This window comes from Pseudonocardia sp. P-1 (genome assembly GCF_058111925.1).
This window is the reverse complement of the sequence record NZ_CM176614.1, coordinates 2,960,697-2,984,361: the sequence shown is the minus strand read 5'-3', so window position 1 is coordinate 2,984,361 and position 23,665 is coordinate 2,960,697. Positions and strand designations below refer to the sequence as shown.

Sequence of the window (23,665 nt, the reverse complement as noted above, 5' to 3'; positions counted from 1 at the left end):
AATAGTCATGGTCACCGCCTCAGAAGCTCGGGTAGATGTGCCAGTGGTCGCACTGTGGTCGCATCGTTGATCCGGGCTTCTGCTGCTTTCTCAGCCGCCGCAGCGTCCAGCACGGCCGCGAGCCCGTCCGCGGCGGCGTGCGACGCCTCCCGGGTCAGGTGCCCGTAGAGGTCGCTCGTGATCCCGACCTTCGAGTGGCGCAGCATCTTGGACGCCACCGGCAGCGGCACCCCGGACGTCAGCATGATCGTGGCGGCCAGGTGCCGGAGGTCGTGGACTGTGACCTTCGGCAACTTCGCCTCCTCGGTGAGCTCGTGGAACCGGCGCAGCACGTACTCCGGCCGCAGCGGCGACCCGTTCTCCCGGCAGAACACGAGCTGGTCGTCCTCGTAGGCCGATCCCCATGCCTGCCGTAGCGCGGCCTGCCGCTCGGCCTGCCGGGTCAGCGCGGCCACGACGCGCCCGGAGAGACCGACGCCGGCCGACGAGCCGGTCGTCTTGGGCGCGGTGAACGCCAGCCTGCCCGACGCCCCCGACAGGTTGCCGCGCTTCGGGTCGATCCACAGGCTGCGGGCCTCGACGTCGATGAAGGGCCAGCGCAGCGCGAGGACCTCCCCGCGGCGCAGCCCGGTGCCGATGATGGTCTCGAACAGCTCGGCGAGCGGATCCTGCTTCCTCGTGACGTAGTCGAGGAACTGCACCGCCTCCGCGACGGTCCAGACCTTCCGCTCGGCCTTGTCGACCTTCGGCAGCGTCACGTGTTCGCACGGGTTGTGCTGCAGCCGGCGCTGCTTCACCGCGTCGGTCATCGCCGACGACAACGTCGCCACGATCCGCCGCACCGTCGTCGCACCCTTCCCCTCGAGGACCAGGTCGTCGACGAGCTGCTGCACATGCTCGTGACGCAGACGCTCGAGCCGAACACTCCCGAGCCGGGGGACGAGCTGCTTCCTGACGTACTCGCCGTACATGTGCGCTGAGCTCGGCTTGAGCGTCTGCTGCTTCACCGGCAGCCACGCCAGAAGCCGGTCACCGGTCGACTCGCGGTCGTCGAACGCGATCCCGCCGTCGTGGCGGGCGACGACGTCCTGCAGCGCGGCCTCGGCGAGCTTCTTGGTGCGGAACCCACGTCGGTGCACCTCTTTGCGGCGGCCGTTCACCCGCGGCAGGTCAACCTTGAACGACCACGCGCCGTGCTTCCCATCGCGATCGAGCTGCGGGCACCGCGCCCCGAGCTGCTTACCGTCCTCGCCGCGGCACGAGCAGTAGCGGCGAACCTGGCCGCGGCTCATGGTTCGGCCCGACGGTCCGGAGAGACCAGTTTGCGGCCCTGCTCCTCAACGACATCGATGCCGCGACCACGGACCGCGGTCCAGGTCTCCCGTGCGACCTCTCGGATCAGGGTGTCCAGCCGGTCGACGTCCTCCTGGATCCCCGGGAATGCGTCCCGCATCCGTTGCACGGCATCAGCTAAACCGGCCAGGTCGGAGTTCGTGGCTGCTGTGGCGCGAAGGTGGCGAGCGTCCAGCGCTGTCCCTGTCCCTAGCTCGACGGTGTCCACGCCCGGCGGCGGCTCGAGCAGGGACTCGACGGTTCCGCCGAGGATCTTCGCCAACGCGACTAGTTCCGCCGCGGTGAACGACCGGTACCCCTTCTCCGCCGCCCAGACGGCTTGTCGTGACCATGGCTTGCCGAGGTGCTCGGCTAGCTGCTCGCCGATCTGGGCCTGTTTGAGGCCGGTGTCCTCCCGAGCCTGTGTGATCCAGTAGCCGATCACTTCTTCGATCTTCAACGCCACCTCCGAGCTGTCATCGCAGAGGATGACACTTCGTCCGCCCCTTTACAAGCCAGTCCGATCCGGTGTAATCCTGTAAAGGTACGGTTCACTCTGAGAGTTACGGAGAGGTCATGGCGACCACTGCACGATCTGCAGACGAGGTACTCGCCGATGCCGGGCCGACGGTCGGGATCGAGACCGTGGCGAAGTGCTTCGGCATCCACCGAGTCACCGCCTACGAGCTGGCCAAGCGCGGCGAGCTCGGCGTCCCAGTCCTGCGTCTCGGCCGGCGGCTGCGTGTCCCCACCGCCGAGCTCCGGCGAGTCCTGGGGATCGGCGCGGACGAGGTCGGAGGCGACGCAGCATGAGCGTCCGGACTCTTCCCCACGACCTGCCCCGACGACTTCCACGGCAGGTGTTCGGGTCGGGCAGCTACTCGTACTGCGCCGGGTGCGGCCACAACATCGAGATACACGATCTCGCGAACAAGCCATGGGCGTGCAAGTACTGCACGACCTGCGATGCCCTCGAGCACGAGGCCATCGGCACCCACGTAGATGGGTGGCTGATCAAGATGACTGGCCGCCGCCGACCCTCCATCCCGCGTCCGGTGGTGGACGCGGTTCTAGACCGGGACGGAATGACGTGCCGGTACTGCTCGCGCCGAGTGCACCGTCGCAAGAAGGGCCCCGGGCGACTGCACCTCGACCACGTCTTGCCCCGCTCCCTCGGTGGTCACGACACAGTCGCGAACCTCGTCGTCAGCTGTGCCCGCTGCAACCTCAGGAAGCACGCCGATCCGACCATCGTCCCGACTGGCTGGGGGACCGCCGCATGACCACGCAGAGCGGCGCTGGCCGGGTCACCGCCCCGACCAGCGCCAGCCCCTTACTCACGGCCTCCACAGCCTCGGAGCACAGTAGCGCGCCGACCCGCCTTCCGGTCGCGGTTGGCGAATGGCATCCCCCCCGTGGCCGGCGGACCCTCGGCTGCGTCTTGGTCCGGCGCTGCCCGTGGTGTCGCCACCTGCACATCCACCGCGCCACCGCCGCGGCGAACGCTGACGGGGCGACCCGCACCGGCTCGTGTGGACGGCCCTACAAGATCGCGCTACAGCAACCCGCGAGCCGGCGACTGGGGGAAGCGGCGTGAGCGTCATCGACTTCCCCCGCCAGCGACAGTGGAGCCGCGAGACCCCCCGGGAGCTACAGGCCCGGCTGCGCGACACCTTCAACGCAGTCGACCTGGCCGCCGCCTTGTCCATGTTCCTGCCGGGCGACCCCCACCTGATCGCCGCCCTGAGCGGCGTCGAGGTCGCCACGCTCCGCGCAGGCAAGCAGCTGGACGACCCCTACGACTGCGCCTATCACGCTCACGGCGCGATCGCTGCGCCCAGCCAGCTCATGAAGTGGCGATACCCGCCGACCGGCGTTCCGGAGCTGTGGGTCAAATACGGCGCCGACGGCCCGCCCGGATGGGGCGAAGGAGGCGACAGGACCCGATGAACAACACCCGCTCCCCGCGTGTCGTCGACCCGTCCCAGAAGACCTACCCCGACCCCTACGCAGCCAGCGCCGTCGTGGAATCACCGGGACCGTCGCTGCTCGCGGGTCTCCGCACCGGGACGTGGCTCGACCGGCAGGAGTTCCCGGAGCTCCGATACGCCATCCCCGGCATCTTCCCCGAGGGGCTTACCGTCCTGGCAGGCCCGCCGAAGGTCGGCAAGTCGTGGCTGTCGCTGCACGTCGGGCTGTCCGTGTCGTCGGGCACTGCGGCTTTCGAGTGCCTCGACCCCGGCCCTGCCCGACCGGTCCTCTATTTGGCGCTGGAGGACGGATGGCGGCGGCTCCAGTCCCGCGCCCGGTCGCTACTCAGGGATGGCGAACCGATCCCGGACGACCTAGAAATGCAGCTTGAGATCGAGCCGAACATGGGCCTCGAAACTGTGGCCGAATGGATGGAACGCGCCTCCCACGAGAAGCCGGTCGTCCTGATCGACACTCTCGCGAAGGTGATGCCCAAAGCTCACTCCGGCGAGTCCGCCTACGAGCGAGACTACCGGGCGATCGGCCGGTTCAAGCAGCTCGCGGACGCCATCCCCGGCAGCTCGATCATCTGCGTCCATCACACCCGCAAGATGGCGGCAGAGGACTTCGTCGACGGTGTCAGCGGCACCGCAGGCATCACCGGCGCAGCCGACACGACGGTCGTCTTGTCCCGTCAGCGCAGCGACGAGGAGGGCGTCCTCAAGGTCACCGGCCGCGACGTCTGGGAGGCCGAGTATCTCGTTCAGAAGTCCGACCGCGGCCTCTGGCACCTCGTGGGCGGGTCGCTCGACCGAGCCCGCGAGGCGGCTGCCGCCCGGCAGGTCAAGGCCGGCGTCGGCGACCGTAGCGGCGAGATCATCGACCTCCTCACCGGGACCGGCGAGACGATGCGCCGCAAGGCCATCACCGAGAAATCCGGCATCCCCGACGACCAGGTCGGCATGTACCTCAAGCGCCTCTCCGACGCCGGCCGGATCGAACGCGTCGGCCACGGCACCTACCGCGCCAAACGTAACAACGTAACGGGTGTAACACCCCTACAGCTCGTTACGGATCCCGACGACCAGTAGACCCAGTTACATCCGTTACGAGTGTTATTTTCCCAGCTCAGAGGCTTGTAGAACGCGCATCGTGTTACAAGCCAGACAAGGACTGATCGTGTACCTGATCGCCTGCTCCCAGGCCGAGGCGCTCGGCTGCGTCGAGGCCATCGCCGCGCACGTCCCCCAGGACGAACCCGCCGGCAGCCCGAACCTCATCCACGGCGGCCGCGTCGTCATCACCGACGACGATCACCGTTTCGCCCTCGAGGTCGACGCCGAGACCGGGGACGCGTTCGTCACCCGGGCGCGCGTCGTCGGCCCCGGCCAGGTCGAGCTGACGGCATGGCAGGACGGCCGCGAGATCGTCCGCCGCGTCGAAACCATCGCCGATCCGGCATGAGCGACGAAGCGAACGCATACGAGCTCTGGCACGCCGTCGACCTTTCCCGGAAGCACCTCCCCGACGGGATCCTCGGCACCGTCATATCGGGCCGCCGCTGCGAAGACGGAATCGTCCTCCACTCGGACCGAGGGAACTTCTTCGTCAGCAGCACCGAGGTCGGCCGCCACCGAATCTTCGACGACGGGACCGGCCGCCTCGACCTCTACGAGAACGGGGAGTTGCTCGGCAGCCGAGCAACCGGACAGTCGGACATGTCCGACTGAATCCGCTACGCTTCACCGCAACAACTTCAAGGCCGATCAATTTTGACCAGCCGGATTTGATCCGCGAGGCCCGCCGACCTGATGGCCCGCCTCGCCAATCCCCGGTCCGTCAGCCCGAGAAATCCCCGCCAGGCGAACGATGCAGCCGCCCGCCGGCCCCCGATTCCCATGTCGGCAGCCGAGCCAGCGCCGTGCCGCCCCGCGGTCCCTGCTGACATCGCGAAGGACCACACCATGCCTACGAAGGCTGATTTCACTGCGGCCATGAAGTCGCACCTCGAAAGCGCCCGCGCCATCACCGACCGGGTGGAGCGCGAGAAGCGCGACTACACCACCGCTGAGCGCGACCAGGTCAACGACCTCATCGCCCGCGCCAAGTCAGCGAAGGCCGGGATCGAGCAGGCCAAGCTCACCGAGGCGAAGACCCGACAGGTCAACGGCGACCAGGCCGTCCGCGACACCATCCGCAGCCTCACCGCGGGCGCTTCCGAGGCGCCGCCCGAGTGGTCGATCCGCGGGAAGGCCCGCGACGGCGAGTGGGCGAAGTCCACCGCGACCCACGTCGCCGCCGTCAACTCGGCCCAAGGACGCAAGGCCGTCGTCTCCGGCCAGTACGAGGTCGGCTCCGTCCTGCAGCCCGGCATCGACCGGCTCCCCGACTACCCGACCCGGCTGCTCGACCTGCTCGTCAACCGCCGCCCCCTCGCCGAGGGGAACGTCTTCGGCTACCTGAAGCAGACCGCCCGCACCCACAACGCGGCCCCCGTCGCCGACAACGCGACCAAGCCGGTCTCGGTGTACAGCTTCGGTGAGGTCGAGGACCGCGTCCGGGTCATCGCGCACCTGTCCGAGCCGATCCCGCTGCGTCTGCTCGCCGACATCGTCGAACTCGAGGAGTTTCTCGTCTCCGAGATGGAGGAGGGACTCAAGCGGGCCGTCGAGGAGCAGGTCCTGTCCGGCGACGGCACCGGCGAGAACATGCGCGGGCTGCTGCAAACCTCCGGTGTCGCTGTCCAGGCCTGGTCGAACTCGCTGCTCGAGACGCTGCGGAAGGCCGCGACCACTCTCGAGGTCGCCGGCGAGGTCCCCACCGCGTGGGCCATTCACCCCACCGATGTCGAGACCCTCGACCTGCTCACCGACGACAATGCCCGGCACTACTTCCAGGGCCCGTCGCAGCAGCTCGGCCAGTCCGCCCCGGTGTGGAGCCTGCCGATCGTGCGTTCGGTTGCAGTGCCGGCCGGGACCGCGATCCTCGGTGACTGGTCCCGGCTGCAGCTGGTCGTCCGCGAGGACTCCCAGCTCGACGTCGACACTTCCGGTGACCTGTTCAAGAAGAACCAGGCTCAGATGCGGCTGGAGGGCCGGTACGGCAACGCCGTCCTGCGGCCGTCCGCGTTCTGCGAGGTCGCTACCAGCAATCTCTGATGAGGCTCCGGTCTGCGGTGTTGATCGTGCGCCGTAGACCGGTCGGCGGTGCTCGTGGGCACAGAAGCACCGCCAAGCCCCGGGATTCTTCCGGTTCCCGGGGTGCGTGAGGGACCGAGCCGAGTTTTCTGTTCAGGTGGGCTCGGCTCGGCCCTCGCGCGAAGACACGCCTCGTGAACCGAGAGGCGCGAGGCGGTCCGCACTTCTCTCGGGGAAATCGAGTACCAGATGTCTCAGGAGGCGCTGACCTTCGACATCCTCGCCCGTGACCAGGCATCGCGGGTTTTCGCGAAGGTCGCGGACAAGGTCGAGGACCTGTCCGATGAGCTGGACGAGCTCGGCCGTAAGAAGGTCGAGCCGAAGGTCGACGTCGACACCAAGCGCGCCGAAGAGAAGATCGAACGGTTCGCGAAGAACCTCCGCAAGAAGATCGACACGGCGGTCAAGAACCTCCCCGACGTCGAGATCACCGCGGACTCCTCAGACGCGGACCGGGAGATCGCGCAGGTCAAGAAGGACCTGAAGGAGCTCCGCGACAAGGAAATCGGCGTCGACATCGACGCCGGCGCCGCTGAGGCCAGGCTCCGCGAACTGACCGCGCGCCTCGCCCGGCTCAACTCCGAGTCCGTCGACATCAAGGTCAAGGCCGACACCCTCGCCGCGGTCAAAGCCTTATCTTCGGTGAAGCTGGACGCGATCAAGCTCGACGTCGACACCAAGGGCGCCGAGAAGCAGGTCGGGGCGTTCGCCACCGATCTCCGCCGCCGCCTCGACGCCGCGGTCAAGACGCTCCCCGAACTTGAGATCACCGCCGATTCCTCGGATGCTGACCGCGACATCGCGCGGCTCCGCGTCGAGCTGCAGGCCCTGCAGTCCGCCGAGATCGGCGTCGACATCGACGCCGCCACAGCCGAAACCCGCATCCGCGAGATCAAGGGCGAGCTGGATCGGCTCGCCGCGTCCTCCCCGGACATCCGCGTCCAGACCGACGCCGCCGCAGCGATCGCCGCGCTCAAGGTGGTGGATGCCGAGGTCGACGCCCTCGACGGCCGCACCGCCCGAGTCAAGGTCGACGTCGACAAGTCCCTCGCCGACTCGGTGATCCAGTTCGCCGCGCTCGGGCGAGCGATGTCGAGTCTGGCGTTGCCGGCGGCAATCGTCGCCGCAGCCCCACAGATCGCCGCGCTCGGCGCCGCCGCAGTCACCGCATCCGGTGCACTCCTGCTCGTCCCCGCCGCCGGAGGCGCCGCAGCAGCCGCCATCGGCACCCTCGCCGTCGGGTTCAACAACTTCGGCGACGCCGTCTCAGCGGACGGCGAGAAGGCCGCCGAGGCGCTGGCGAAACTCGCCCCACCCGCACGCCAAGCCGCCCAGGCCCTCCGCGACCTGGGGCCGATCTGGGACACCCTCGCCAACCGGGTCCAATCCGAACTCTTCGAGGGATTCGCCGACGAAATCGACCGGCTCGGCACCACCTACCTGCCGGTCCTGTCCGACGCCATGGCCCAGGTCGCAGAGGGCTTCAACTTCGGTGCGACCCGCGCGGCGGCGTTCCTCGAGCAAGCATCCACCGTCGACTCGGTCCGCACGATGTTCGACGACCTCGCCAACACCGTCGAAAACCTCACCGCGCAGACGATGGCGCCGCTGACCTCGGTGTTCGTCGACCTCGGCACCGTCGGCGCATCCGTCCTCAAGGACCTCTCCGCCGGCGCCGGGGACGCAGCACAGCGGTTCGCCGACTTCATCTCCCAGGCCCGCGCCACCGGTGAGCTGGAGGACTGGATCCGCGGCGGTGTCGACGCCCTCGGCCAGCTCGGTTCGATCGCCGGGAACGTCGGCTCCACCCTCGGCGGCGTCTTCAAGGCCTCCCGCGACTCCGGCGCGGACTTCCTGTCCACGCTCGACCAGGTCACCGCGAAGATGTCGGAGCTGACCAACAGCGCGCAGGGGCAGTCTGCGCTGGTCAGCCTGTTCCGCGACATCCAGGCAGGGGTTCAGGCCGCGCTGCCCGGGATCGAAGCGCTCGTCCAGGCCGTCGGTGACGTCGTGCGGGCGCTCGCCGACGCCGGGGTCCTGCAGTCCGCCGGGGCAGCGTTCTCCGCGATCGCGCAGCAAGTCGCCCCGCTCATCTCGTCGCTGTCCGGGCTCGCCCCGCTGATCTCCGGTCTCCTCGACGTCGTCGCCGCGCTCGCCCCCGTCCTCACCTCCGCAGCGATCGCGTTCGGCGCGTTCTGGGCCGCAGCCAAGGTCGTCGACGGGGTCCAGGCCATCGCCGGACGTGTCCGCGCCTTCGGCGACGCGATCGGCCAGATGGGTCGGCAGGCCTCCGGTGGTGGCGCCCTGGGTGCGATCAGCACGTTGGGCCGGTCCCTCGGCGCCGGCGGTGTCCTCGGTATCGGGCTCGCCGCCGCCGGCATCGCGCTGCAGATCTGGGCCGACCGCAACGCCGAAGCAGCCCGCGCCGCCGAGGCCAACAAGGCCAAGGTCGACGAGCTCGCAGGCAGCTTCGACAAGGTCACCGGCGCCGCCACCGCAGCCACCCGCGAGATCAAGGCCCAAGAGCTCACGCAGGTCAAGCTCGCCGACGGAACCACGTCACTCGCGACCGCGCTGGACCAGCTGGGGATCTCGTCTCAGACGTGGGTGGATGCCACCACCGGCTCGATCCCCGCGCAGCAGCAGCTCGCCGAACAGCTCAACCAGGTCACCCAGAAGGCGATCGAGCAGTCCCCAGCCTGGCGAGAGAACGCCGCGCAGGTCCAGTCGTGGGGGGTGTCGCTGCAGGACGTCGTCGCCGCAGCGAACGGCAACGTCGACGCCCAGAACCGGCTGCGAGACGCCGCCCGATACTCCGCGGCTGGGATCACGGAGAACGAGCGCGCCAACTCCGAGCTGGTCGACACCCTCATTCGCACCGGTGGAGCCTCCGGTGAGGTCGCCTCCCGCCTCGGAGAGGCGATCGGTCGGTACGCCGAGGCGAAGACCCAGGCGGATCAGGTCCGAGAAGCCACCGCCGGGTTCACCGACGGGCTCAAGGCGCTCGGCAACGAAGGACTCCGGGTGTTCGCGGCGCTCGCCGCCGGAACCCCAGCCACGACGGAGATGGCCGCCGGCCTCCAGCAAGTCGGCGCCAGCGCCACCACGATGGCGCTCGACGTCGGCCGATCCACCACCGCGGTATCCGGTGTCGAGCAGGGCGCGATCCAAGCCCGCGACAAGATGGCTGCCCTTCGTCAGCAGTTCATCGACTCCGCGACCGCAGCCGGCATGGCCGCGCCGCAGGCAGCCGAGCTCGCCAACCAGCTTGGTCTCATCCCGTCCGCGGTCGAGACGCAGATCCGCACCAACGCGACCGGTGTCGCTGCCGAACTCGTCACGCTCAATGCGCAGATCGCTGCTGTCCCCGCAGGTAAGGACGTAAAGGTCCAGGCCCTCACCGACGAGGCCAAAGCGAAGCTCACCGACATGGGCTTCCAGGTCGAACAGCTCCCGGACGGGACCTTCCGGATCTTCGCGAACACCGACGAGGCCCGAGCCCGCCTCGCCGAAACCGTCGCCGCCGGGAACTCGGCGACCGCCACGATGCTGTTCAAGGCCGATGGCAGCCCCGCACAGGGCACTATCCAGACGACAGTCGGGATAGGTAACGGCTCGTCGGCGACGATGACGTACCTCGCCAACAGCGACCCGGCGACCGGGAAGATCAGCACCACTGCCGCGATCGGTAACCGCACGATCGCGACGATGACGTTGGACGCGAACAACAACCCCGCCACCGGGAAGATCAGCTACACCGTTCGTTACGCCGACGGTTCCACCGGCACGATCACCGTCAACGCGAACGACGCCGCCGCGCGCAACGCGATCGCCGCACTGCAGCGTCCCACGAGCTCGACCCACACCGTCAACGTCCGCTACAACGACCGCCCATTCCGGCCAGGTGCCGGGCTCACTACCCGGGCGATGGGTGGATACGCCGCCCCCGCCGCGTACGCGCAGGGCGGTTTCCGGCCCATGTCGCCGGCACGGGCAGAAGTCGTCCCTGCCCGCCAGCCACGTCTGATCGGGGATCGGATGCGCGGCGACGAGGCGTTCATCCCGGTGAACCGGTCGCGCAGGTCGATGTCGATCCTGCGGCGCACCGCACAGGAGATGGGTCAGGCGATCGTTCCGCTCAATGCGATCGGGATGGCGAACGGCGGGATGCTGTCCGCTGCCCGCGCGATCCTCGGCCGGATGAACGCCCGCGGGCAGATGTTCGAGGACTGGACATGGAAGGGCGCCCCCGCCTACGTCGGCCAGTACAACGACGCCCTGTTCAACGAGATGAAGCGGGCCGGCTACAGCTACGCCAACGGGAAACGGTTCCTCGAGGACTACATCCGCCGTGCGTCCGCGCCGCAGCTGAAGCAGGTCGTGCAGCAGCCGCCGCAGGTGCGGCAGGTGTCCCGCACCTCCACCACCGCAGCAGCAGCCAGCACCGGCGCCACCGTTGCCGCCACCAGCCAGGCAGCGTCGATCGTCGCAGCCATCGGAGCACAGACCACCGCACTCACCGCAGCCATCACCGCCCAGACCGCAGCGCTCAACGCGCACGCACGAGGCGACCTGATCCTCAACCAGCACATCGCAGCCGGCGGCACACCACGCGACACAGCAGCCGAGGTCGCCCGCCTCTGCCGTACCCAGAGCAGCCTCGGCCTGTTCGGAGCACCCCGATGACCCCAGCTCTCGACAGTGGGGAGAGACGAGACTTCGACTGCGGGGTCCGCCTCACCGGCCGATGACGTGATCGCGACCCCCCTACTCGCCTGGGCGCCCAGGCAACATGCCTCTGACCTGCGGAAACGCGGAGCGCGGCTGCGTTTCCGCAGGTCAGGAGGGGGGTCAAGATCACGCCAAACCGCCCCCAGGGGACCCCGCAGTGAAACTTTGAATCTCTCCCCGGGGCACGGGGGGACACCGCAAAATCGCAGGTCAGGAGGCTAACGTGGCTGGTTGCTTGGGATGTGGCGTGGAGCTGGTGCAGCGGCCGGGCCGCGGTCGTGCTCGGTTGCGCTGCGATTCCTGTCGGGATGCTCTGCCGCATCGGGTGTCGTCGCGGGTGTGCCGGCGGTGTGGTGTGCCGGTTCCGGCGGGCTCAAGGCGCTTTTACTGCGCCGATCACGTCGGGGAGTACGTTCCGAAGCATCCCGCCCAGGCGTCGTAACGCTCGGCTTCTCGTCGGCGACGGACGGTTGTGGTGGTTGGGGATCTGACTTCGGTGGAGCTGGGCAAGCTGATCAACGTCCGGAGTCCGGACAGCAAGTGGGTGGTCCGAGGGCGACTGGCCCGGGTTTCGCACTACGTCCGCGATGACGGATCCACGTGGAGTCGGCTTTGGATCAAGCTCTACGACGATGCGCCGGTCGTGAAGTTCGAGGTCGGCTCGGAACACCTTGCCGAGTTGATCTCCTGACCGTTGAGTTGGTCATCGTGTCCGGTGAGGACGCCGTAGCGGCGGCGGGACGAATAGCTGCCGTCGCCCCGCCGCTCACCGCGGACCAGGACGCTGCCCTGGCGGCTCTGTTCGCCTCTCGCGCGCACTCAGGGGCCGCTCAGAGCCTCGTAGACGCGCCGGCCGACCCTCACCCGTCTTCCGGTACCCCCGCAGCGCGGGCACGGGCGCCACGCCTTCCCCGTCGGGGACCGGAGTTTGGCGGTTCCGGAGCAGCGTCGGCAGGCCGCGAACGGCCAGAACGCGCACGCCCCGAGGTAGACGATCGACATGGCTAGCACGAGCAGGAGCAGGGGTTCCACGACGCCTCCAGGGCAGCTTCGGGTGGACCCGGCGGCGGCCCGCTAGACGCTAGTTCCCAGGTCAGGACCATGATCGGTCGCTAGCGGGGGTGCTAGGTCTAGCGGGCCGTGCCGCTAGGCGGTGATCTTGCGGTGGGTGTTCTCGATCGCGGCGAGTACGTCCGCGCGGGTCACCCCGCGACGGTTCGCGCCATCCCCGGCGGAGGTCTTGCCCCACACCTGCCCGGTGGAGATCCCGAGCGGCTTGAGCGCGGCGGCGAGGGTCTCCGGGGTCCAGTCCGCGTACCGGGACGGGGCGTACTCGGCGAGCTTCGCCAGGACCGTCTCCGACCACACTCGCTTGTCGGTGATGGTCGCGAAGATGACGGCCAGGTCGTCGAGCAGCTGCGCCGCCGGGGTCAAGGTCTCCTCCCGGTGCCCGGCCGCGTAACCGGTGATCGTGCCCGCCGCCTCCCGCGCCGCCCGGGCCCTCTCGGCGACCTTCTGCGCCGCCGGGCCGTCGAGGTAGAACGTCCGGACTACCTGCGGCTCGTCACCAGCACCGACCAAGTAGCCGATCCCGCGATCCGACGGGGTGAACGTCGTCGCCCGGACACCGTTCTTGTAGGCGCTGGTGCCGAGGACCAGGTCGTTCTCGATCTGTCCGGTGACCCGCAGGCAGAACCTCAGCCCGACGTTGCCGGACACCCCGGTCGGGACGGACTTGGCGTCCGGCCGCTGGGTGGCGATGACCAGGTACACGGCGAACGCCCGGCCGCGTTTGATGATCCGCTCGGCGAGCTCCCCGGCTTCCTTGCCCATGTCGGGGTGGGTGAACAGCTCCTGGGCCTCGTCGATGACCTGCACGATCGGGTGCAGCCCGGACCCCTTCTTCGCTGCCAACTCCGGGGTGACCTTCTTGTCGGGGACCAGGTTGCGGGGCAGCTTCGACACGACCTTCGCGCGGCGGCCGACCTCCTCGAGCAGTTCCCGGAGCGAGGCGAGGGTCTCGGCGAGCGCTTCGTCGTCGACACCGGAGGAGTACCGGTACGCGACCAGCTCCAACGCCTCCAGGTCACCGGAGCCCTTGTGCTCGCCAATGCGGAGTTCGCAGTGCACGTCCAGCGCTGCCGCCAGCGCCAGGACTCGGACCGCGGCGGTCTTCCCTCCGCCGGGCAGGGCACCGATGAGCGCGTTGGTCTCCTCGAGGCTGACCTTCACGGTCCGCTGCCGCTGGTCGGTGCCGAACGGGAACACCCCGCCCACGATCTGCACGCCCCCAGCGCGAGCGAGCGGCCACGCGGCGGCCTTGACCTTGTTCAGTGGCTGGTCTCCGACCCACAGGATCAGGCGGCCGGCGTGCTGCTCGGCGGCGGCTTCGGGCCACACCGACGACAACGGCCGCCGCAGACCGGAGGCGAGCCGGTCGCGTCGTTCCATGACGTCGGCGACGGTGACGCCGTGGGGCAGGTCCACATCGGCCCGCCACCCGGGTCCGTCGCGGGTGATGGGGGCGACGAACGCGGGTGCCTGCGCCTTCGGCCCGGTGCTCATGGCCGAGATCCCGAGGGCCTGCAGCGCCCGGGTGACCACGTCCGGTGTGAGGCGGGGCGGGGCGGACGGGGTGACGGTGGCGGGGTCGGTGACCCGCTTGTCCCGCGGGCGCCCGTACCGGCCGAGGGCGGCGACGATCCCGACGAGCAGCACCGTCTGTGCCCACCCGATCCACACGGGTGCGGGCTGCAGCACCTGTACCGGGCGCCCACCCGCGCCCGGTACTTCGACCGTGGCGGGAGAACCCGCCCACCACAGCAGCACCATGACGGTGACCAGCGCCGACACCACGGCACCGGTGATGATGGCCCGTTGCTTCACCCGCCGGTTCCGCTGCTTGGACAGGGTCATGTACTCGTGGATTTCGCCGCGGGTGACGGCGTTCGCCCGCAGGGGGGCGGCCTCGGCGTCGAACACCCACTGTCCGGCGTGGAACAGCAGCAGCATCAGTCCGCGCGGCGCCCACCACGCCAGGCGTAGCGCGTACTTCGGGGACCGGGTCAGGTGGTAGAGGGTGACGTGGGCGCCGAACCGGGCGAGCCACCGGGCGAGCTGACGGGCCTCGTCCCGGTTCCGCAGGTAGGCGGGAACGATCGGGCGGCGTTCGGTGTCGCGGACGGTCAGAGCGGTGCCGTAGATGGTCTTCGGTTCCGGGCCCTGGTCGACGGGCACCAGCTCGATGTCGTCGCTCACGACCCCACCACCTGACCGTTGCGGCGCCCGGCGAGCAGCTCCCGCGCCTGGTGCTCGGTTATGTCGAGTTCCTTCGCCAACCGGCGCCTGCCCGCACCGTCTGCGATCAACGCCTCGGCCCGGTCCACGACCGGCGGCTGACGCCGGTCGTCATCTGCACCGGGCTCTGCCTGGTCCAGCTCCGGAACAGTCCGGACTCCATCCGGGTGAGGGGTGCGGACAGTGTCCGCACCCTCGTCGACCACCGGCCCCTGCCCGGTGGTTGCCGGCACGATCCACGCCCTCGCGACGAGGTGGGTCGTCACGATCGCACCGACCGGACCCACCAACCCGAACGCGCCGTAGGCGTGCACCCCGGCATACCCGGACACCGCCGACGCCAGCACCACCGCCGTCGCGGCCTCCCACCGCAACCGCGGCTCGGTCACCCACAACCACGTACCCGTCACCGCGACGACCTCCACGATGCCCACCGCGGCGGGGTGCGCCCACCCGGGCACGTCCACCGCCGCGGCCAGCGCCACCGTCGCGGTACCCGAGAGGACCAGAGCGCAGCCGATCGCAGCCAGCACCAGGACGGTCTGCACGATCCGCTTCACCGCCGACCACCCACGATCCGCTCCCGGCGAGTCACCGCGTAGGCGCCCACGGCCATGACCGCGGCCCCGGCCAGCAGGATCAGCATCGACGCCGTTTGCACCTGCACCACGGCCAGCACGGACACGAGGTAAGCGAGGACGGCCAGGAACCACGCGCGGCGCGGCATCACACCTCACCGCCCAGCGCCGTCACGGCCACGGTGACCGCCCGGGCCAACGCGGCAGCCTCCGCGACGGTCAGACCGGGCTCAGCCCCGCCGGCCCCGCGGACGCACACCACCGGCTCGTCGACCGTGATCCCATCGGCCGGATCCAAGTCGACGTACTGCTCCACCTGCACCGTGACCGGATGCTGAGAGAACTTCGGGCGCTCGACCGCCAGGATCTCCACGCCACGGTGGTGCCGGTAGATCCCGCCGGCCGTCTGGATGTCGTCGACGGTGATCCCGTGGTTCGGGTCGGCGATGCACCAGGAAGGGCAACGCAGTTCGGCGGCCAGCAGCGCGACGTCGGCCGGGTCGAAGATGGGGATGCTCATCGCGCGCACCGCCCCGTGGCCGTCTCGGCGAGATCGGCGAGGTTCAGCAGCTCCGCAGCGGCCTGCCTTGCCTCGGCAGGGGTCAGGACGGACTCGGCGAACACCGGCCGGTCACCCGCCTCGGTCAGGGTCTCGGCGACCCCGACGACGATCTGAGGGGCGTCCACCACCCACTCGGTGCCGTGGTGGTCGCGGCTCATCGGCTGGTGCAGGAACAGGTAGGTGGTCATCGGGTCACACGCGGCGCCGGCGGCCGGTTCCAGCAGCGCAGGCTCGGTGGCGCAGTACTGGTCCCACCTACCGCCGTCGGTGTGGGCTCGGCACCACGCGGCGTGGTCATGGGCGGGAACAGGGGTGTCGTTCAGTACGGTCTTCACGGGACAGCTCCTCGGGCTGTTCAAGTCCCCGGGGCCGGCGTTAGCGCGCCGCCCGGGGGCGTCTGTTGAGGCTGAGATTGATCAGCCGAGGAGGAGGCCCGCGTGGTCTCCACGTGGTCGCAGACTGCGACCAACACGCCTGGACGCGGGCAAACCAGAAACGACCGTAGACCGGCCCTGACCTGCGAGGGAATGCCTGGCGCTTACGCGCCCGGACGGACTTGTCATATCTACGGATCAGAAGGTTAGGGGTTCGAATCCCTTCGGGCGCACACATCAGGATCCGGCCCCGACCAGCACCTATGGTCGGGGCCGTTCTCGTGTCCGGATCGGCCGACTCGCACTCACGACTCTCGGCCCCGGCCACGTCGTGACCGGGGCCGAGGCGTCGTGCCGGCGGGAGCCGGGTCAGTCCTTCGTGAACGCGTCCTTGACCTTCTCGCCGGCCTGCTTCAGGTTGCTCTTCGCCTGGTCACCCTGGCCCTGGGCCTCGAGCTCCTTGTCGTCGGTGACCTTGCCGACGGTCTCCTTGGCCTTGCCGGCGAGTTCCTCGGTCTTGTTGTCGACCTTGTCGTCCGCTCCCATGGGTGCCTCCTCGGCTCGGTCGTCACCGCTGTCCTGCGCCACCGCGGGGGTGTCGCGCACGGCGTGGGACCGGATACCACGCCGCGGGCGCGGGAAACTGCGGGTCCGTGTGCGGTTCGTCCGGTTCAGGCGGATCATGCAGGAGTGCCCGGCCGCCGTTCCCCCGCTGCGTGGTCCCGTCGCCTGCGGATGGCGGGCGTCGCCGGTGCGCTCCCGCTCCTGGTCGCCTGCGCGCCCGGGGCCGCGGCTCCCGCGTCGCCCGGCCCGCCGGACACCCCGGAGGTGACGGTCGTCCAGATGAACCTGTGCGACAGCGGGATCGCCGGTTGCTACACCGGGCGAGCCGTCGAGGCCGCGGCCGATCTCGTGCGGACCGAGGTGCCGGACGCGGTCACCCTCAACGAGGTGTGCCGCGCGGGCGTCGAGCGGATCGAGCGGGCGCTCGCCGGGGCCGCGCCGGGGTCGTCGACGTCCTCGGCGTTCCAGCCTGCCCGCGAGCGCGACACCGGCGCGCCGTACCGCTGCGCGAACGGTGACGAGTACGGCATCGGCGTGGTCTCGCGTGCCCCGTCGAGCGTCGCGAGTGCCGGGATCCACCCGGCGCAGGACCCGCGTGACCCCGAGGAGCGTGCCTGGCTCTGCCTGGACACGACGACCACGGGTGGCCGGCTCGGGGTCTGCACCTCGCACCTGGCCTACACCGACCGCGCCGTCACCCGTGCCCAGTGCGGGTACCTGTTCGACACCGTCGTCGCGGGCCTGCGGTCCCGCGCCGACGCCGGACCGGTCGTCGTGGGGGCCGACCTCAACCTGGGGGCGGCCGACGACCCCGACCTGCGGTCCTGTCTGCCCCCGGGGTCGGCACCGGCCGCCGACGACGGGGTCCAGCACGTCGTCGTCATCCCCGCGGCTGCCGCGGCACGGACCCGGGTGATCGACCTGGGCGGCACCACCGACCATCCGGCGCTGCTGGTCGCGGTGCGCCCCGAGGCCGGATCTGCGTAGCGCTGCGGATCGACGGGACCCCGCCGGCCGGTAGAACGGTCACACGACGCGGGAGGGGTGGGGTCATGGACGAGGACCTGGCCGTCGGTGCGGTGCTGGGCGACTTCGAGATCCGGGGACGGCTCGGGGCCGGGGGGATGGGGGTCGTGCTGCGGGCCCACGACCGCCGCCACGGCGGCGAGGTCGCGCTGAAGGTGCTGCCCGCCCGTCTCGCCGGGGACCCGGTCGTCGTGGAACGGTTCCGGCGGGAGGCCCGCGCCGCGTTCGAGCTGCGCGACCCGCACGTCGTGCCGGTCCACGGGTTCGGTGAGGTCGACGGCCGGCTCTACCTCTCGATGCGCCTGGTCGACGGCGAGGACCTGGCTCGTGTCCTCGCCCGGCGCGCGCCGCTGGAGCCCCGCCGGGCCGCCCGGATCGTCCGCCAGGCCGCGCACGCCCTCGACGCCGCGCACGCGGCGGGCCTGGTGCACCGGGACGTCAAACCGGCGAACCTGCTCGTCGTCGAGGACCGGGACGACTTCACCGCGCTCACCGACTTCGGCATCGCCCGCGCGGTCGGCCCGGACCCGGACACCGCGCTCACCGAGACCGGCGCCACCGTCGGCACGCTCGCCTACCTCGCCCCGGAGCGGCTCGCGGGCCGCACGCCGGTCGACGGGCGTGCCGACGTCTACTCCCTGACCTGCGTGCTCGTCGAGATGCTGACCGGACGCACGCCGTTCCCGGAGGCGGACCCGGCCGCCGTGCTCACCGCGCACCTGATGGCCCCGCCGCCCCGGGTGACCGGGCGCCGGCCCGGCCTCGCCCCCGGCTGGGACGACGTCGTCGCCCGCGGGATGGCGAAGGACCCCGCCGACCGGTTCCCGACGGCCGGTGCACTCGCGGCCGCGGTCGACGCCCTCGCCGGGGACCGTCCCGTGTCGGACCCGACCCTCCGGGCGACCGCCCCCGTCCTCCCCGGGACCGATCTCGCGCCCCGTGGCGGCGGGCGGCGGTTGCCGGTCCTGGTCGGCGCCTGCCTTGCGGGGGCGGTGGTCGCGCTCGGCGCGACCTGGGCGCTGCTGACCGTTCCGTCCGGCGCGCCGCCCGCCGGGCAGGGTGCCACGGCGACGACCGGACCGGTGCAGCCCGCCGAGGCCACGACCACCCTGCCCGCCGCCGACCTGGGCCTCGGCCGCTCGCTCGCACCGGTGTCCTGCGCGGCGCCGGCGGACCTGGTCGTCGTCGGCGCGGCCGTCGACCCCGCGCGCTACCGCGAGGACGTGTCCGAGCACCTGCGCGCCCACCCCGGCGCGAACTACCTGCTCGCCGACGGCAGCTGCGTCCCCTTCCGGTCCCGGACCGACGCGGGCAACCCGATCTACGTCTCCTACCTGGGACCGTTCGCCGACCGAGGCGACGCCTGCGCGGCGCTGGCCCGGGCCGGCGGCGACGCCTACCTGCGCCCGGTCACCGGCCCGGTCGGATCGGCGGGTCCGCGGCCCTGCTGACCCGCGAGCCGGGTCGTGACCCGGAGTTCACCGGCGGAAACACCGATGTGCCCCGGAGCGGTCATGCTCCGCGCTCACCCCGCGCACCCCCGACGGGACCTGGGTTCCGAGGCGGCTGCGGGATAGTGTCCTGGCTCACGGCGCCGACGCCGGCGGAGCCGATGCGAGCTGTCGAGGAGGCCCCGAGTGCGCTACTGGACCACTGAGGACCGCCCGGCCGGTGAGCAGTTCAGCTACTGGCGCGAGGTGATCTGCGAGGCGTTCACCCCGCTCGCCGCGGAGCTGCCCGGCGCGCGGCGGACCGGCCGGGCCCACGCGCGCGAGATCCGCAGCTGGGTGCGCTCCAGCAGGCTCACCGCCACCAACTGCGCCGAGGTGTCGTCGGCGACGCAGCTCATCACCCACGGCGCGGCCGAGGTGCGGCGCACCGTCACCGACCACGTGTTCGTGAACCTGCAGATCAGCGGCCACTGCGTGGGGACCCAGGCCGGGCGCCGCTGTGTCGTCGGACCGGGCGGCTTCGCGTTGTTCGACACCACCCGCGAGTACGCGCTGGACTTCGTCGCCGACGACCGGAGCGAGGAATGGCGCTGCGTCTCGTTCCGGGTGCCGCGCGCCCGGCTGCTGCCGCTGGTGGCCGACCTCGACGGCGCCACCGCGACGACCCACGACGGCGCCGCGCCCGGAATGGCCCGCATCGTCGCCTCCACCATGCTGTCCACCTGGAACGGCCTCGACGCGCTCGACCCGGCCGGCGCGGACGCCGCCGACACCGCCTTCACCACGCTGCTCGCCGCCGCGGCCGGCGGCACCGACGAGCTGCGCGACCCCGGGCGCGCGGAGCTCGACGCGGGCCTGCGGGCCGCGGTCAACCGCTACCTGGCGGCCCACCTGCGGACCGGAGACACCTCGGCCGGCGCGGTCGCGGCCCGCTTCGGCATCTCCGTCCGCAAGGTGCACCAGCTCTACGAGGGCACCGACCGCAGCTTCTCCCGCACCGTCATGGCGCTCCGCCTCGACGGGTGCACCCGCGAGCTCACCGGTCCGGCGCGGACCGGCACCCTCACCGAGCTCGCCGCCCGCTGGGGCTTCGCGGACCTGTCCCACCTCAACCGGGTCTTCCGTGCCCACCACGGCTGCCTGCCGTCGGAGTACGGCGACCGCGGCCCGGACGGACCGTGCACGCCGGTACCGGCCGCCGTGCACACCGGTTCGATCCCGGGACGGGGTGCGACGACGACCATCGCGTCGCGTCCCTGACCCCACGGTCCGGTCGGGGCCCGACCGGAAGGTATCCGACGATGACACTGGACTTCTCCCTCGACGCCGAGCAGCTGGCCCTGCGCGAGCAGGCCCGGCAGTTCGCCGACACCGTCCTGACCGGCGTCGAGGCGGCGATCGCACCGCACCCGCAGCCCGCCGAGCGGTTCTACGCCATCGAGCCGTTCTACCGGCAGATGGCCGAGGCCGGGTTCGTGAAGGCGCTCATCCCGGCCGAGTACGGCGGCGGCCGGTTCAGCTCGCTGCAGTTCGTGCTGGCCGTCGAGGAACTGGCCCGCGTCGACGTCAACACCCCCACGGCGATCCTCGGCACCGGCCTCGGGCTGTACCCGGTCGTCCACTTCGGCACCGAGGAGCAGAAGCAGCGCTGGCTGCCGGCCTTCTGCGGTTCGGAGCCGAAGCTCGCCGCGATCGCCTACACCGAGGTCACCGGCGGCGCGAACTACGACTCGCCGGACCCGAAGGTCGGGGTGCAGACCTTCGCCCGGATCGAGGGCGACGAGATCGTCCTCAACGGGTCCAAGCACTACACCACCAACGCCTCGGGCTTCGACGGCCAGGGCGCCGACCTCATCGCGGTCGTCTGCCGTACGGACCCGGCACTGCCGCCGCAGGAGTCGCTCGCGGTCGTCATGGTCGAGCGGGGCACGCCCGGCGTGGAGATCACCGGGATGCTCGACACCATCGGCCACCGCGCCGCGAACTCGCCGCGCGTCGAGTTCCGCGACGTCCGCGTCCCGCTCTCGAACATGATCGGGGGCCCCGGCGACGGCATGGAGATCGTGAAGAGCGCGTTCACCTGGACCTGTGCGCCGATCGGCGCGGCCTGCGTCGGGCGGATGCGGGCAGCCTTCGACTACGCCTACGAGTTCGCCCGGACCGACAACCGGTCGGGCCCGCACCCGGTCATCGAGTACCAGAACGCCGGGTACATGCTCGCCGACATCAAGATCCGCATCGAGGCGACCCGGTACCTGGCCTGGAAGGCGGCCGACCACTTCGACCGGACCGGCGGCAAGGACCGTGAGCTCGCGAACATCACGAAGATCTACGCCTCGGAGCGGTCGGTCGACGTCGTCTACGACGCGATGCGCCTGGTCGGGGTGGATGCCTACACGACCGAGACGCCGATCGCGGGGATCATGCAGGACGTCCTCTGCTTCCCCGTCTACGACGGCGGCAACATGGGCGTCCGGCGGCGGCACCTGCACGAGATGCTGATGGAGCCGAGCTACGACCCGCTCGCCTCGGCCGAGAACCGGCTCGCCACCGGGACCTGACCGCCCCGGGCCGGCCCCCGTCCCGAGGGGGCCGGCCCGCTCCCGGGCTCAGGCGTGCGCGGCGACCGGGTCGTCGGCGGCCTCGGGCAGGATCTCGCCGTCCTCCAGCACGTTGGCGCCCGGCACCTCGTGCAGGAAGATCGCCACGTCGGACTTCGCGTCCCCGGTGACCGCGCACCACGCGTCGGCGATCCCGTGCAGCAGCCGGGCCCGGACCTCGGGGGAGCGGCCCTCGCGGATCAGCCCGACCATCCGCGGGCCCTCCACCGGCTCCCCGGCCACGAAGACGCTGCCGGGCGGGACCTCGGTGAAGGTGCAGTGCACGTAGCGGGCGGGGGCACCGGTGACCTCGCCGTGGACCCTCGTCACCGCCGCGGCGACCTCGGCGCGGCGGGCCAGCGTCGCGTTCCCGGTGGGCACGGTGAAACGGTAGTAGGGCATCGTCGACCTCCGTGGTGGGACTCGAATCGAGTTCGACGTTAACGGGGCACCTGTGGGTCTGCAAGCTCGTAGGACTCGAAACGTGTCCTAGTATCGGGCGCCGTGAAGCACGACGAGCTCGGTGCCGCGTACTGCTCGGTGGCCCGCACCTGGGCGGTCCTCGGCGAGCGGTGGACGATGATGATCCTGCGCGAGTGCTTCCGCGGCGAGCGCCGCTACGACCACTTCCGCGACAAGCTCGGCCTCGGCAGCAACGTCCTCAACGACCGGCTGCGCGTGCTGGTGGAGGAGGGCGTGCTCGACCGCGTGCCCTACCAGGAGCGCCCGGTCCGGCACGAGTACCGGCTCACGCCCAAGGGCGCCGACCTCTACCCGGTGCTGGTGGCGCTGATGAACTGGGGCGACCGGTACGCCGTCGACGTCCCGCCGGTCCGGCTGGTGCACCGCGGCTGCGGCCACCCCGCCGAGCCCCGGCTCACCTGCACGCACTGCGCCGAGCCGGTGGCGTGGCGGGACATGACCGCCGAGGTCGAGCCCGACGCCTGGTGAGCACCACGGCGGGGCCGGTACCTCAGGCGCCGCCCGGCGGGTGCCGCCCATCGCCCGGGGCGAGCAGGGTGTCGGCCGTCGCCGCGTCGCAGACCAGGGTGTGGACCAGGCCCGAGCGCAGCACGGCGCGGGTGGCGTCGGCCCGCTCCGGATCCCTGACCAGGGCGATCACGTCGCCCGCGGCGCGCAGGTCCGCCTCCCCGGCGGCGACGAGCTGGTGCGCCGGTCCGCTGTCGAGGACCCGGCCGGCGCGGTCGACCAGCAGCCCGACGACCTCGCCGACCGCGCCGCCCGCGGCCAGCCGCCGTCGTTCGGGGGCGGTCAGCACGTCGTGCACGGTGGAGTGCCCGGCCCGCCACGCCCCGATCCCGACGACGGCGGTGTTTAGTGCGGCGCAGCGGGCCAGCGCGTCGGCGACGCCCGGCTGGGCCCGCACCGCGCGGGCGGTGTCGGCGTCGGGCAGCAGCAGGGGCGCGTAGACCGGGTAGGCGTCGCCGCCGCACAGCGCGGCGGCCCGGAACACCGCGGTGGCCGAGCCGTCGCGCCGCCACGGCAGCGAGTAGGCGCCGCACAGCTGCACGACCGTGCAGCGCGCGAGCCGGGGGAGGAGCCCGACGACGTCGTTGACCGTCCGGGACCAGGCCAGGCCCAGGACGTCGCCGGTGCCGACGGTCTCGGCGAGCAGCGCGGCGGCGAGCGCGGGCACCCCGCCGTCGTCCCGGGCGACCAGGGCGCGGCGCAGCCCGTGGGCGTCGCGGACGGCGGACGAGCGCCGCGCGTCGACGTCCGCGCCCGGGTCGATGTCGACCCGGACCAGTCCCCGCTCGCGGGCCGCGTCCAGCAGCCGGGCCACCTGGAACCGGCTGAGCCCCAGTTCGGTGCCGACCGCGATCCGGGACCGCCCGTGCAGCAGTACCTGCTCGGCCACCTCGGCCGCGAGCACCCGGCGGGCCGGGCCCCAGGCCGGTGCGTCGTCACCGCTCATCTGAGCACCGTAGCGTGCGCATCGGCCGGTGATGTTGACCTTCCGT

At 71.1% G+C, this 23,665-nt stretch carries 24 protein-coding genes; 14 read left to right on the top strand and 10 right to left on the bottom strand.

The features are described from left to right. Positions 1-11 precede the first annotated feature (11 nt). Together AC0GKK_RS14600 and AC0GKK_RS14595 are read right to left on the bottom strand one after the other, a co-directional pair. The gene (locus AC0GKK_RS14600; RefSeq protein WP_489881859.1) at positions 12-1,160 is read right to left on the bottom strand and encodes a tyrosine-type recombinase/integrase; all 1,149 of its coding nucleotides are present in this window, start codon (positions 1,158-1,160) and stop codon (positions 12-14) included. Between the two features lie 128 nt (positions 1,161-1,288). Beyond that, positions 1,289-1,798: a helix-turn-helix transcriptional regulator gene (locus tag AC0GKK_RS14595; RefSeq protein WP_489881858.1), complete on the bottom strand. Its 510-nt coding sequence runs from the start codon at positions 1,796-1,798 to the stop codon at positions 1,289-1,291. A 110-nt stretch (positions 1,799-1,908) separates the two neighbouring features. Here AC0GKK_RS14595 and AC0GKK_RS14590 point away from each other — a divergent pair, with 110 nt between their 5' ends. The 9 genes from AC0GKK_RS14590 (at position 1,909) to AC0GKK_RS14550 (ending at position 11,922) form a co-directional block, all read left to right on the top strand. After that, positions 1,909-2,145 carry a helix-turn-helix domain-containing protein gene (locus tag AC0GKK_RS14590; protein ID WP_489881857.1) on the top strand — a complete coding sequence of 79 codons (237 nt, stop codon included), beginning with the start codon at positions 1,909-1,911 and terminating at the stop codon, positions 2,143-2,145. Further along, complete coding sequence (locus tag AC0GKK_RS14585) at positions 2,142-2,615, top strand: HNH endonuclease (protein WP_489881856.1); 474 nt, start codon at positions 2,142-2,144, stop codon at positions 2,613-2,615. The genes AC0GKK_RS14590 and AC0GKK_RS14585 overlap by 4 nt, the downstream gene beginning before the upstream one ends. A gap of 310 nt (positions 2,616-2,925) precedes the next feature. Next, positions 2,926-3,282 (top strand): hypothetical protein, encoded by a 357-nt coding sequence (locus AC0GKK_RS14580; protein WP_489881855.1) that lies wholly within the window; start codon positions 2,926-2,928, stop codon positions 3,280-3,282. Continuing rightward, entirely contained in the window at positions 3,279-4,394 is a 1,116-nt protein-coding gene (locus AC0GKK_RS14575) for an AAA family ATPase (protein WP_489881854.1), read from the top strand. Before AC0GKK_RS14580 ends, AC0GKK_RS14575 begins: the two co-directional genes overlap by 4 nt. 88 nt (positions 4,395-4,482) lie before the next feature. Further along, positions 4,483-4,767, top strand: a complete 285-nt coding sequence (locus tag AC0GKK_RS14570) for a hypothetical protein (RefSeq protein ID WP_489881853.1) — start codon at positions 4,483-4,485, stop codon at positions 4,765-4,767. Next, positions 4,764-5,033, top strand: coding sequence for a hypothetical protein (locus AC0GKK_RS14565; RefSeq protein WP_489881852.1), 270 nt, complete (start codon positions 4,764-4,766; stop codon positions 5,031-5,033). Before AC0GKK_RS14570 ends, AC0GKK_RS14565 begins: the two co-directional genes overlap by 4 nt. A 234-nt stretch (positions 5,034-5,267) precedes the next feature. Further along, positions 5,268-6,461, top strand: a complete 1,194-nt coding sequence (locus AC0GKK_RS14560) for a phage major capsid protein (protein ID WP_489881851.1) — start codon at positions 5,268-5,270, stop codon at positions 6,459-6,461. A 228-nt stretch (positions 6,462-6,689) separates the two neighbouring features. Further along, positions 6,690-11,186, top strand: a complete 4,497-nt coding sequence (locus AC0GKK_RS14555; protein WP_489881850.1) for a hypothetical protein — start codon at positions 6,690-6,692, stop codon at positions 11,184-11,186. 541 nt (positions 11,187-11,727) lie between these two features. Then, positions 11,728-11,922, top strand: a complete 195-nt coding sequence (locus AC0GKK_RS14550; protein ID WP_489881849.1) for a hypothetical protein — start codon at positions 11,728-11,730, stop codon at positions 11,920-11,922. Between the two features lie 455 nt (positions 11,923-12,377). Here AC0GKK_RS14550 and AC0GKK_RS14545 read toward each other — a convergent pair whose 3' ends face one another. The 6 genes from AC0GKK_RS14545 to AC0GKK_RS14520 all read right to left on the bottom strand — a co-directional run bounded on the left by AC0GKK_RS14545 (position 12,378) and on the right by AC0GKK_RS14520 (position 16,588). Continuing rightward, the gene (locus tag AC0GKK_RS14545; protein WP_489881848.1) at positions 12,378-14,489 is read right to left on the bottom strand and encodes a cell division protein FtsK; all 2,112 of its coding nucleotides are present in this window, start codon (positions 14,487-14,489) and stop codon (positions 12,378-12,380) included. Next, a complete protein-coding gene (locus AC0GKK_RS14540; RefSeq protein WP_489881847.1) occupies positions 14,486-15,088 on the bottom strand; it encodes a hypothetical protein in 603 nt (200 codons plus the stop codon). The genes AC0GKK_RS14545 and AC0GKK_RS14540 overlap by 4 nt, the downstream gene beginning before the upstream one ends. After that, positions 15,085-15,255 (bottom strand): hypothetical protein, encoded by a 171-nt coding sequence (locus AC0GKK_RS14535; protein WP_489881846.1) that lies wholly within the window; start codon positions 15,253-15,255, stop codon positions 15,085-15,087. The genes AC0GKK_RS14540 and AC0GKK_RS14535 overlap by 4 nt, the downstream gene beginning before the upstream one ends. Next, positions 15,255-15,626: a DUF6907 domain-containing protein gene (locus AC0GKK_RS14530; RefSeq protein ID WP_489881845.1), complete on the bottom strand. Its 372-nt coding sequence runs from the start codon at positions 15,624-15,626 to the stop codon at positions 15,255-15,257. The genes AC0GKK_RS14535 and AC0GKK_RS14530 overlap by 1 nt, the downstream gene beginning before the upstream one ends. Continuing rightward, positions 15,623-16,003, bottom strand: coding sequence for a hypothetical protein (locus AC0GKK_RS14525; protein ID WP_489881844.1), 381 nt, complete (start codon positions 16,001-16,003; stop codon positions 15,623-15,625). The genes AC0GKK_RS14530 and AC0GKK_RS14525 overlap by 4 nt, the downstream gene beginning before the upstream one ends. Before the next feature lie 408 nt (positions 16,004-16,411). Continuing rightward, a complete protein-coding gene (locus tag AC0GKK_RS14520) occupies positions 16,412-16,588 on the bottom strand; it encodes a CsbD family protein (protein WP_062404020.1) in 177 nt (58 codons plus the stop codon). A 144-nt stretch (positions 16,589-16,732) separates the two neighbouring features. Between AC0GKK_RS14520 and AC0GKK_RS14515 the strand changes: the two genes are divergently transcribed. The 4 genes from AC0GKK_RS14515 (at position 16,733) to AC0GKK_RS14500 (ending at position 21,644) form a co-directional block, all read left to right on the top strand. Continuing rightward, the gene (locus tag AC0GKK_RS14515) at positions 16,733-17,593 is read left to right on the top strand and encodes an endonuclease/exonuclease/phosphatase family protein (RefSeq protein ID WP_405420403.1); all 861 of its coding nucleotides are present in this window, start codon (positions 16,733-16,735) and stop codon (positions 17,591-17,593) included. Between the two features lie 65 nt (positions 17,594-17,658). Beyond that, positions 17,659-19,083, top strand: coding sequence for a serine/threonine-protein kinase (locus tag AC0GKK_RS14510; protein ID WP_489881843.1), 1,425 nt, complete (start codon positions 17,659-17,661; stop codon positions 19,081-19,083). A 186-nt stretch (positions 19,084-19,269) separates the two neighbouring features. Beyond that, on the top strand, positions 19,270-20,343 hold the full coding sequence (locus AC0GKK_RS14505; protein WP_489881842.1) for an AraC-like ligand-binding domain-containing protein: 1,074 nt from the start codon (positions 19,270-19,272) through the stop codon (positions 20,341-20,343). A gap of 41 nt (positions 20,344-20,384) precedes the next feature. Continuing rightward, positions 20,385-21,644, top strand: a complete 1,260-nt coding sequence (locus AC0GKK_RS14500) for an acyl-CoA dehydrogenase family protein (protein WP_489881841.1) — start codon at positions 20,385-20,387, stop codon at positions 21,642-21,644. Positions 21,645-21,692: 48 nt separating this feature from the next. On the opposite strand, the gene AC0GKK_RS14495 is transcribed toward AC0GKK_RS14500, so the two are convergent. Further along, positions 21,693-22,085, bottom strand: a complete 393-nt coding sequence (locus AC0GKK_RS14495) for a tautomerase family protein (RefSeq protein ID WP_251783185.1) — start codon at positions 22,083-22,085, stop codon at positions 21,693-21,695. A gap of 102 nt (positions 22,086-22,187) precedes the next feature. On the opposite strand from AC0GKK_RS14495, the gene AC0GKK_RS14490 reads away from it, so the two are divergent. Continuing rightward, the gene (locus tag AC0GKK_RS14490; RefSeq protein WP_405420393.1) at positions 22,188-22,634 is read left to right on the top strand and encodes a winged helix-turn-helix transcriptional regulator; all 447 of its coding nucleotides are present in this window, start codon (positions 22,188-22,190) and stop codon (positions 22,632-22,634) included. A gap of 22 nt (positions 22,635-22,656) precedes the next feature. On the opposite strand, the gene AC0GKK_RS14485 is transcribed toward AC0GKK_RS14490, so the two are convergent. Continuing rightward, a complete protein-coding gene (locus tag AC0GKK_RS14485; RefSeq protein ID WP_489881840.1) occupies positions 22,657-23,619 on the bottom strand; it encodes a sugar-binding transcriptional regulator in 963 nt (320 codons plus the stop codon). Positions 23,620-23,665: the final 46 nt, after the last annotated feature.

Excerpts from the sequence above, each read along its gene's own strand:
- AC0GKK_RS14495 (WP_251783185.1), bottom strand. The coding sequence starts at position 22,085 with ATGCCCTACTACCGTTTCACCGTGCCCACCGGGAACGCGACGCTGGCC.
- AC0GKK_RS14510 (WP_489881843.1), top strand. The coding sequence starts at position 17,659 with ATGGACGAGGACCTGGCCGTCGGTGCGGTGCTGGGCGACTTCGAGATC.
- AC0GKK_RS14485 (WP_489881840.1), bottom strand. The coding sequence starts at position 23,619 with ATGAGCGGTGACGACGCACCGGCCTGGGGCCCGGCCCGCCGGGTGCTC.
- AC0GKK_RS14500 (WP_489881841.1), top strand. The coding sequence starts at position 20,385 with ATGACACTGGACTTCTCCCTCGACGCCGAGCAGCTGGCCCTGCGCGAG.
- AC0GKK_RS14575 (WP_489881854.1), top strand. The coding sequence starts at position 3,279 with ATGAACAACACCCGCTCCCCGCGTGTCGTCGACCCGTCCCAGAAGACC.
- AC0GKK_RS14565 (WP_489881852.1), top strand. The coding sequence starts at position 4,764 with ATGAGCGACGAAGCGAACGCATACGAGCTCTGGCACGCCGTCGACCTT.
- AC0GKK_RS14555 (WP_489881850.1), top strand. The coding sequence starts at position 6,690 with ATGTCTCAGGAGGCGCTGACCTTCGACATCCTCGCCCGTGACCAGGCA.
- AC0GKK_RS14585 (WP_489881856.1), top strand. The coding sequence starts at position 2,142 with ATGAGCGTCCGGACTCTTCCCCACGACCTGCCCCGACGACTTCCACGG.
- AC0GKK_RS14590 (WP_489881857.1), top strand. The coding sequence starts at position 1,909 with ATGGCGACCACTGCACGATCTGCAGACGAGGTACTCGCCGATGCCGGG.
- AC0GKK_RS14535 (WP_489881846.1), bottom strand. The coding sequence starts at position 15,255 with ATGCCGCGCCGCGCGTGGTTCCTGGCCGTCCTCGCTTACCTCGTGTCC.
- AC0GKK_RS14560 (WP_489881851.1), top strand. The coding sequence starts at position 5,268 with ATGCCTACGAAGGCTGATTTCACTGCGGCCATGAAGTCGCACCTCGAA.
- AC0GKK_RS14530 (WP_489881845.1), bottom strand. The coding sequence starts at position 15,626 with ATGAGCATCCCCATCTTCGACCCGGCCGACGTCGCGCTGCTGGCCGCC.
- AC0GKK_RS14520 (WP_062404020.1), bottom strand. The coding sequence starts at position 16,588 with ATGGGAGCGGACGACAAGGTCGACAACAAGACCGAGGAACTCGCCGGC.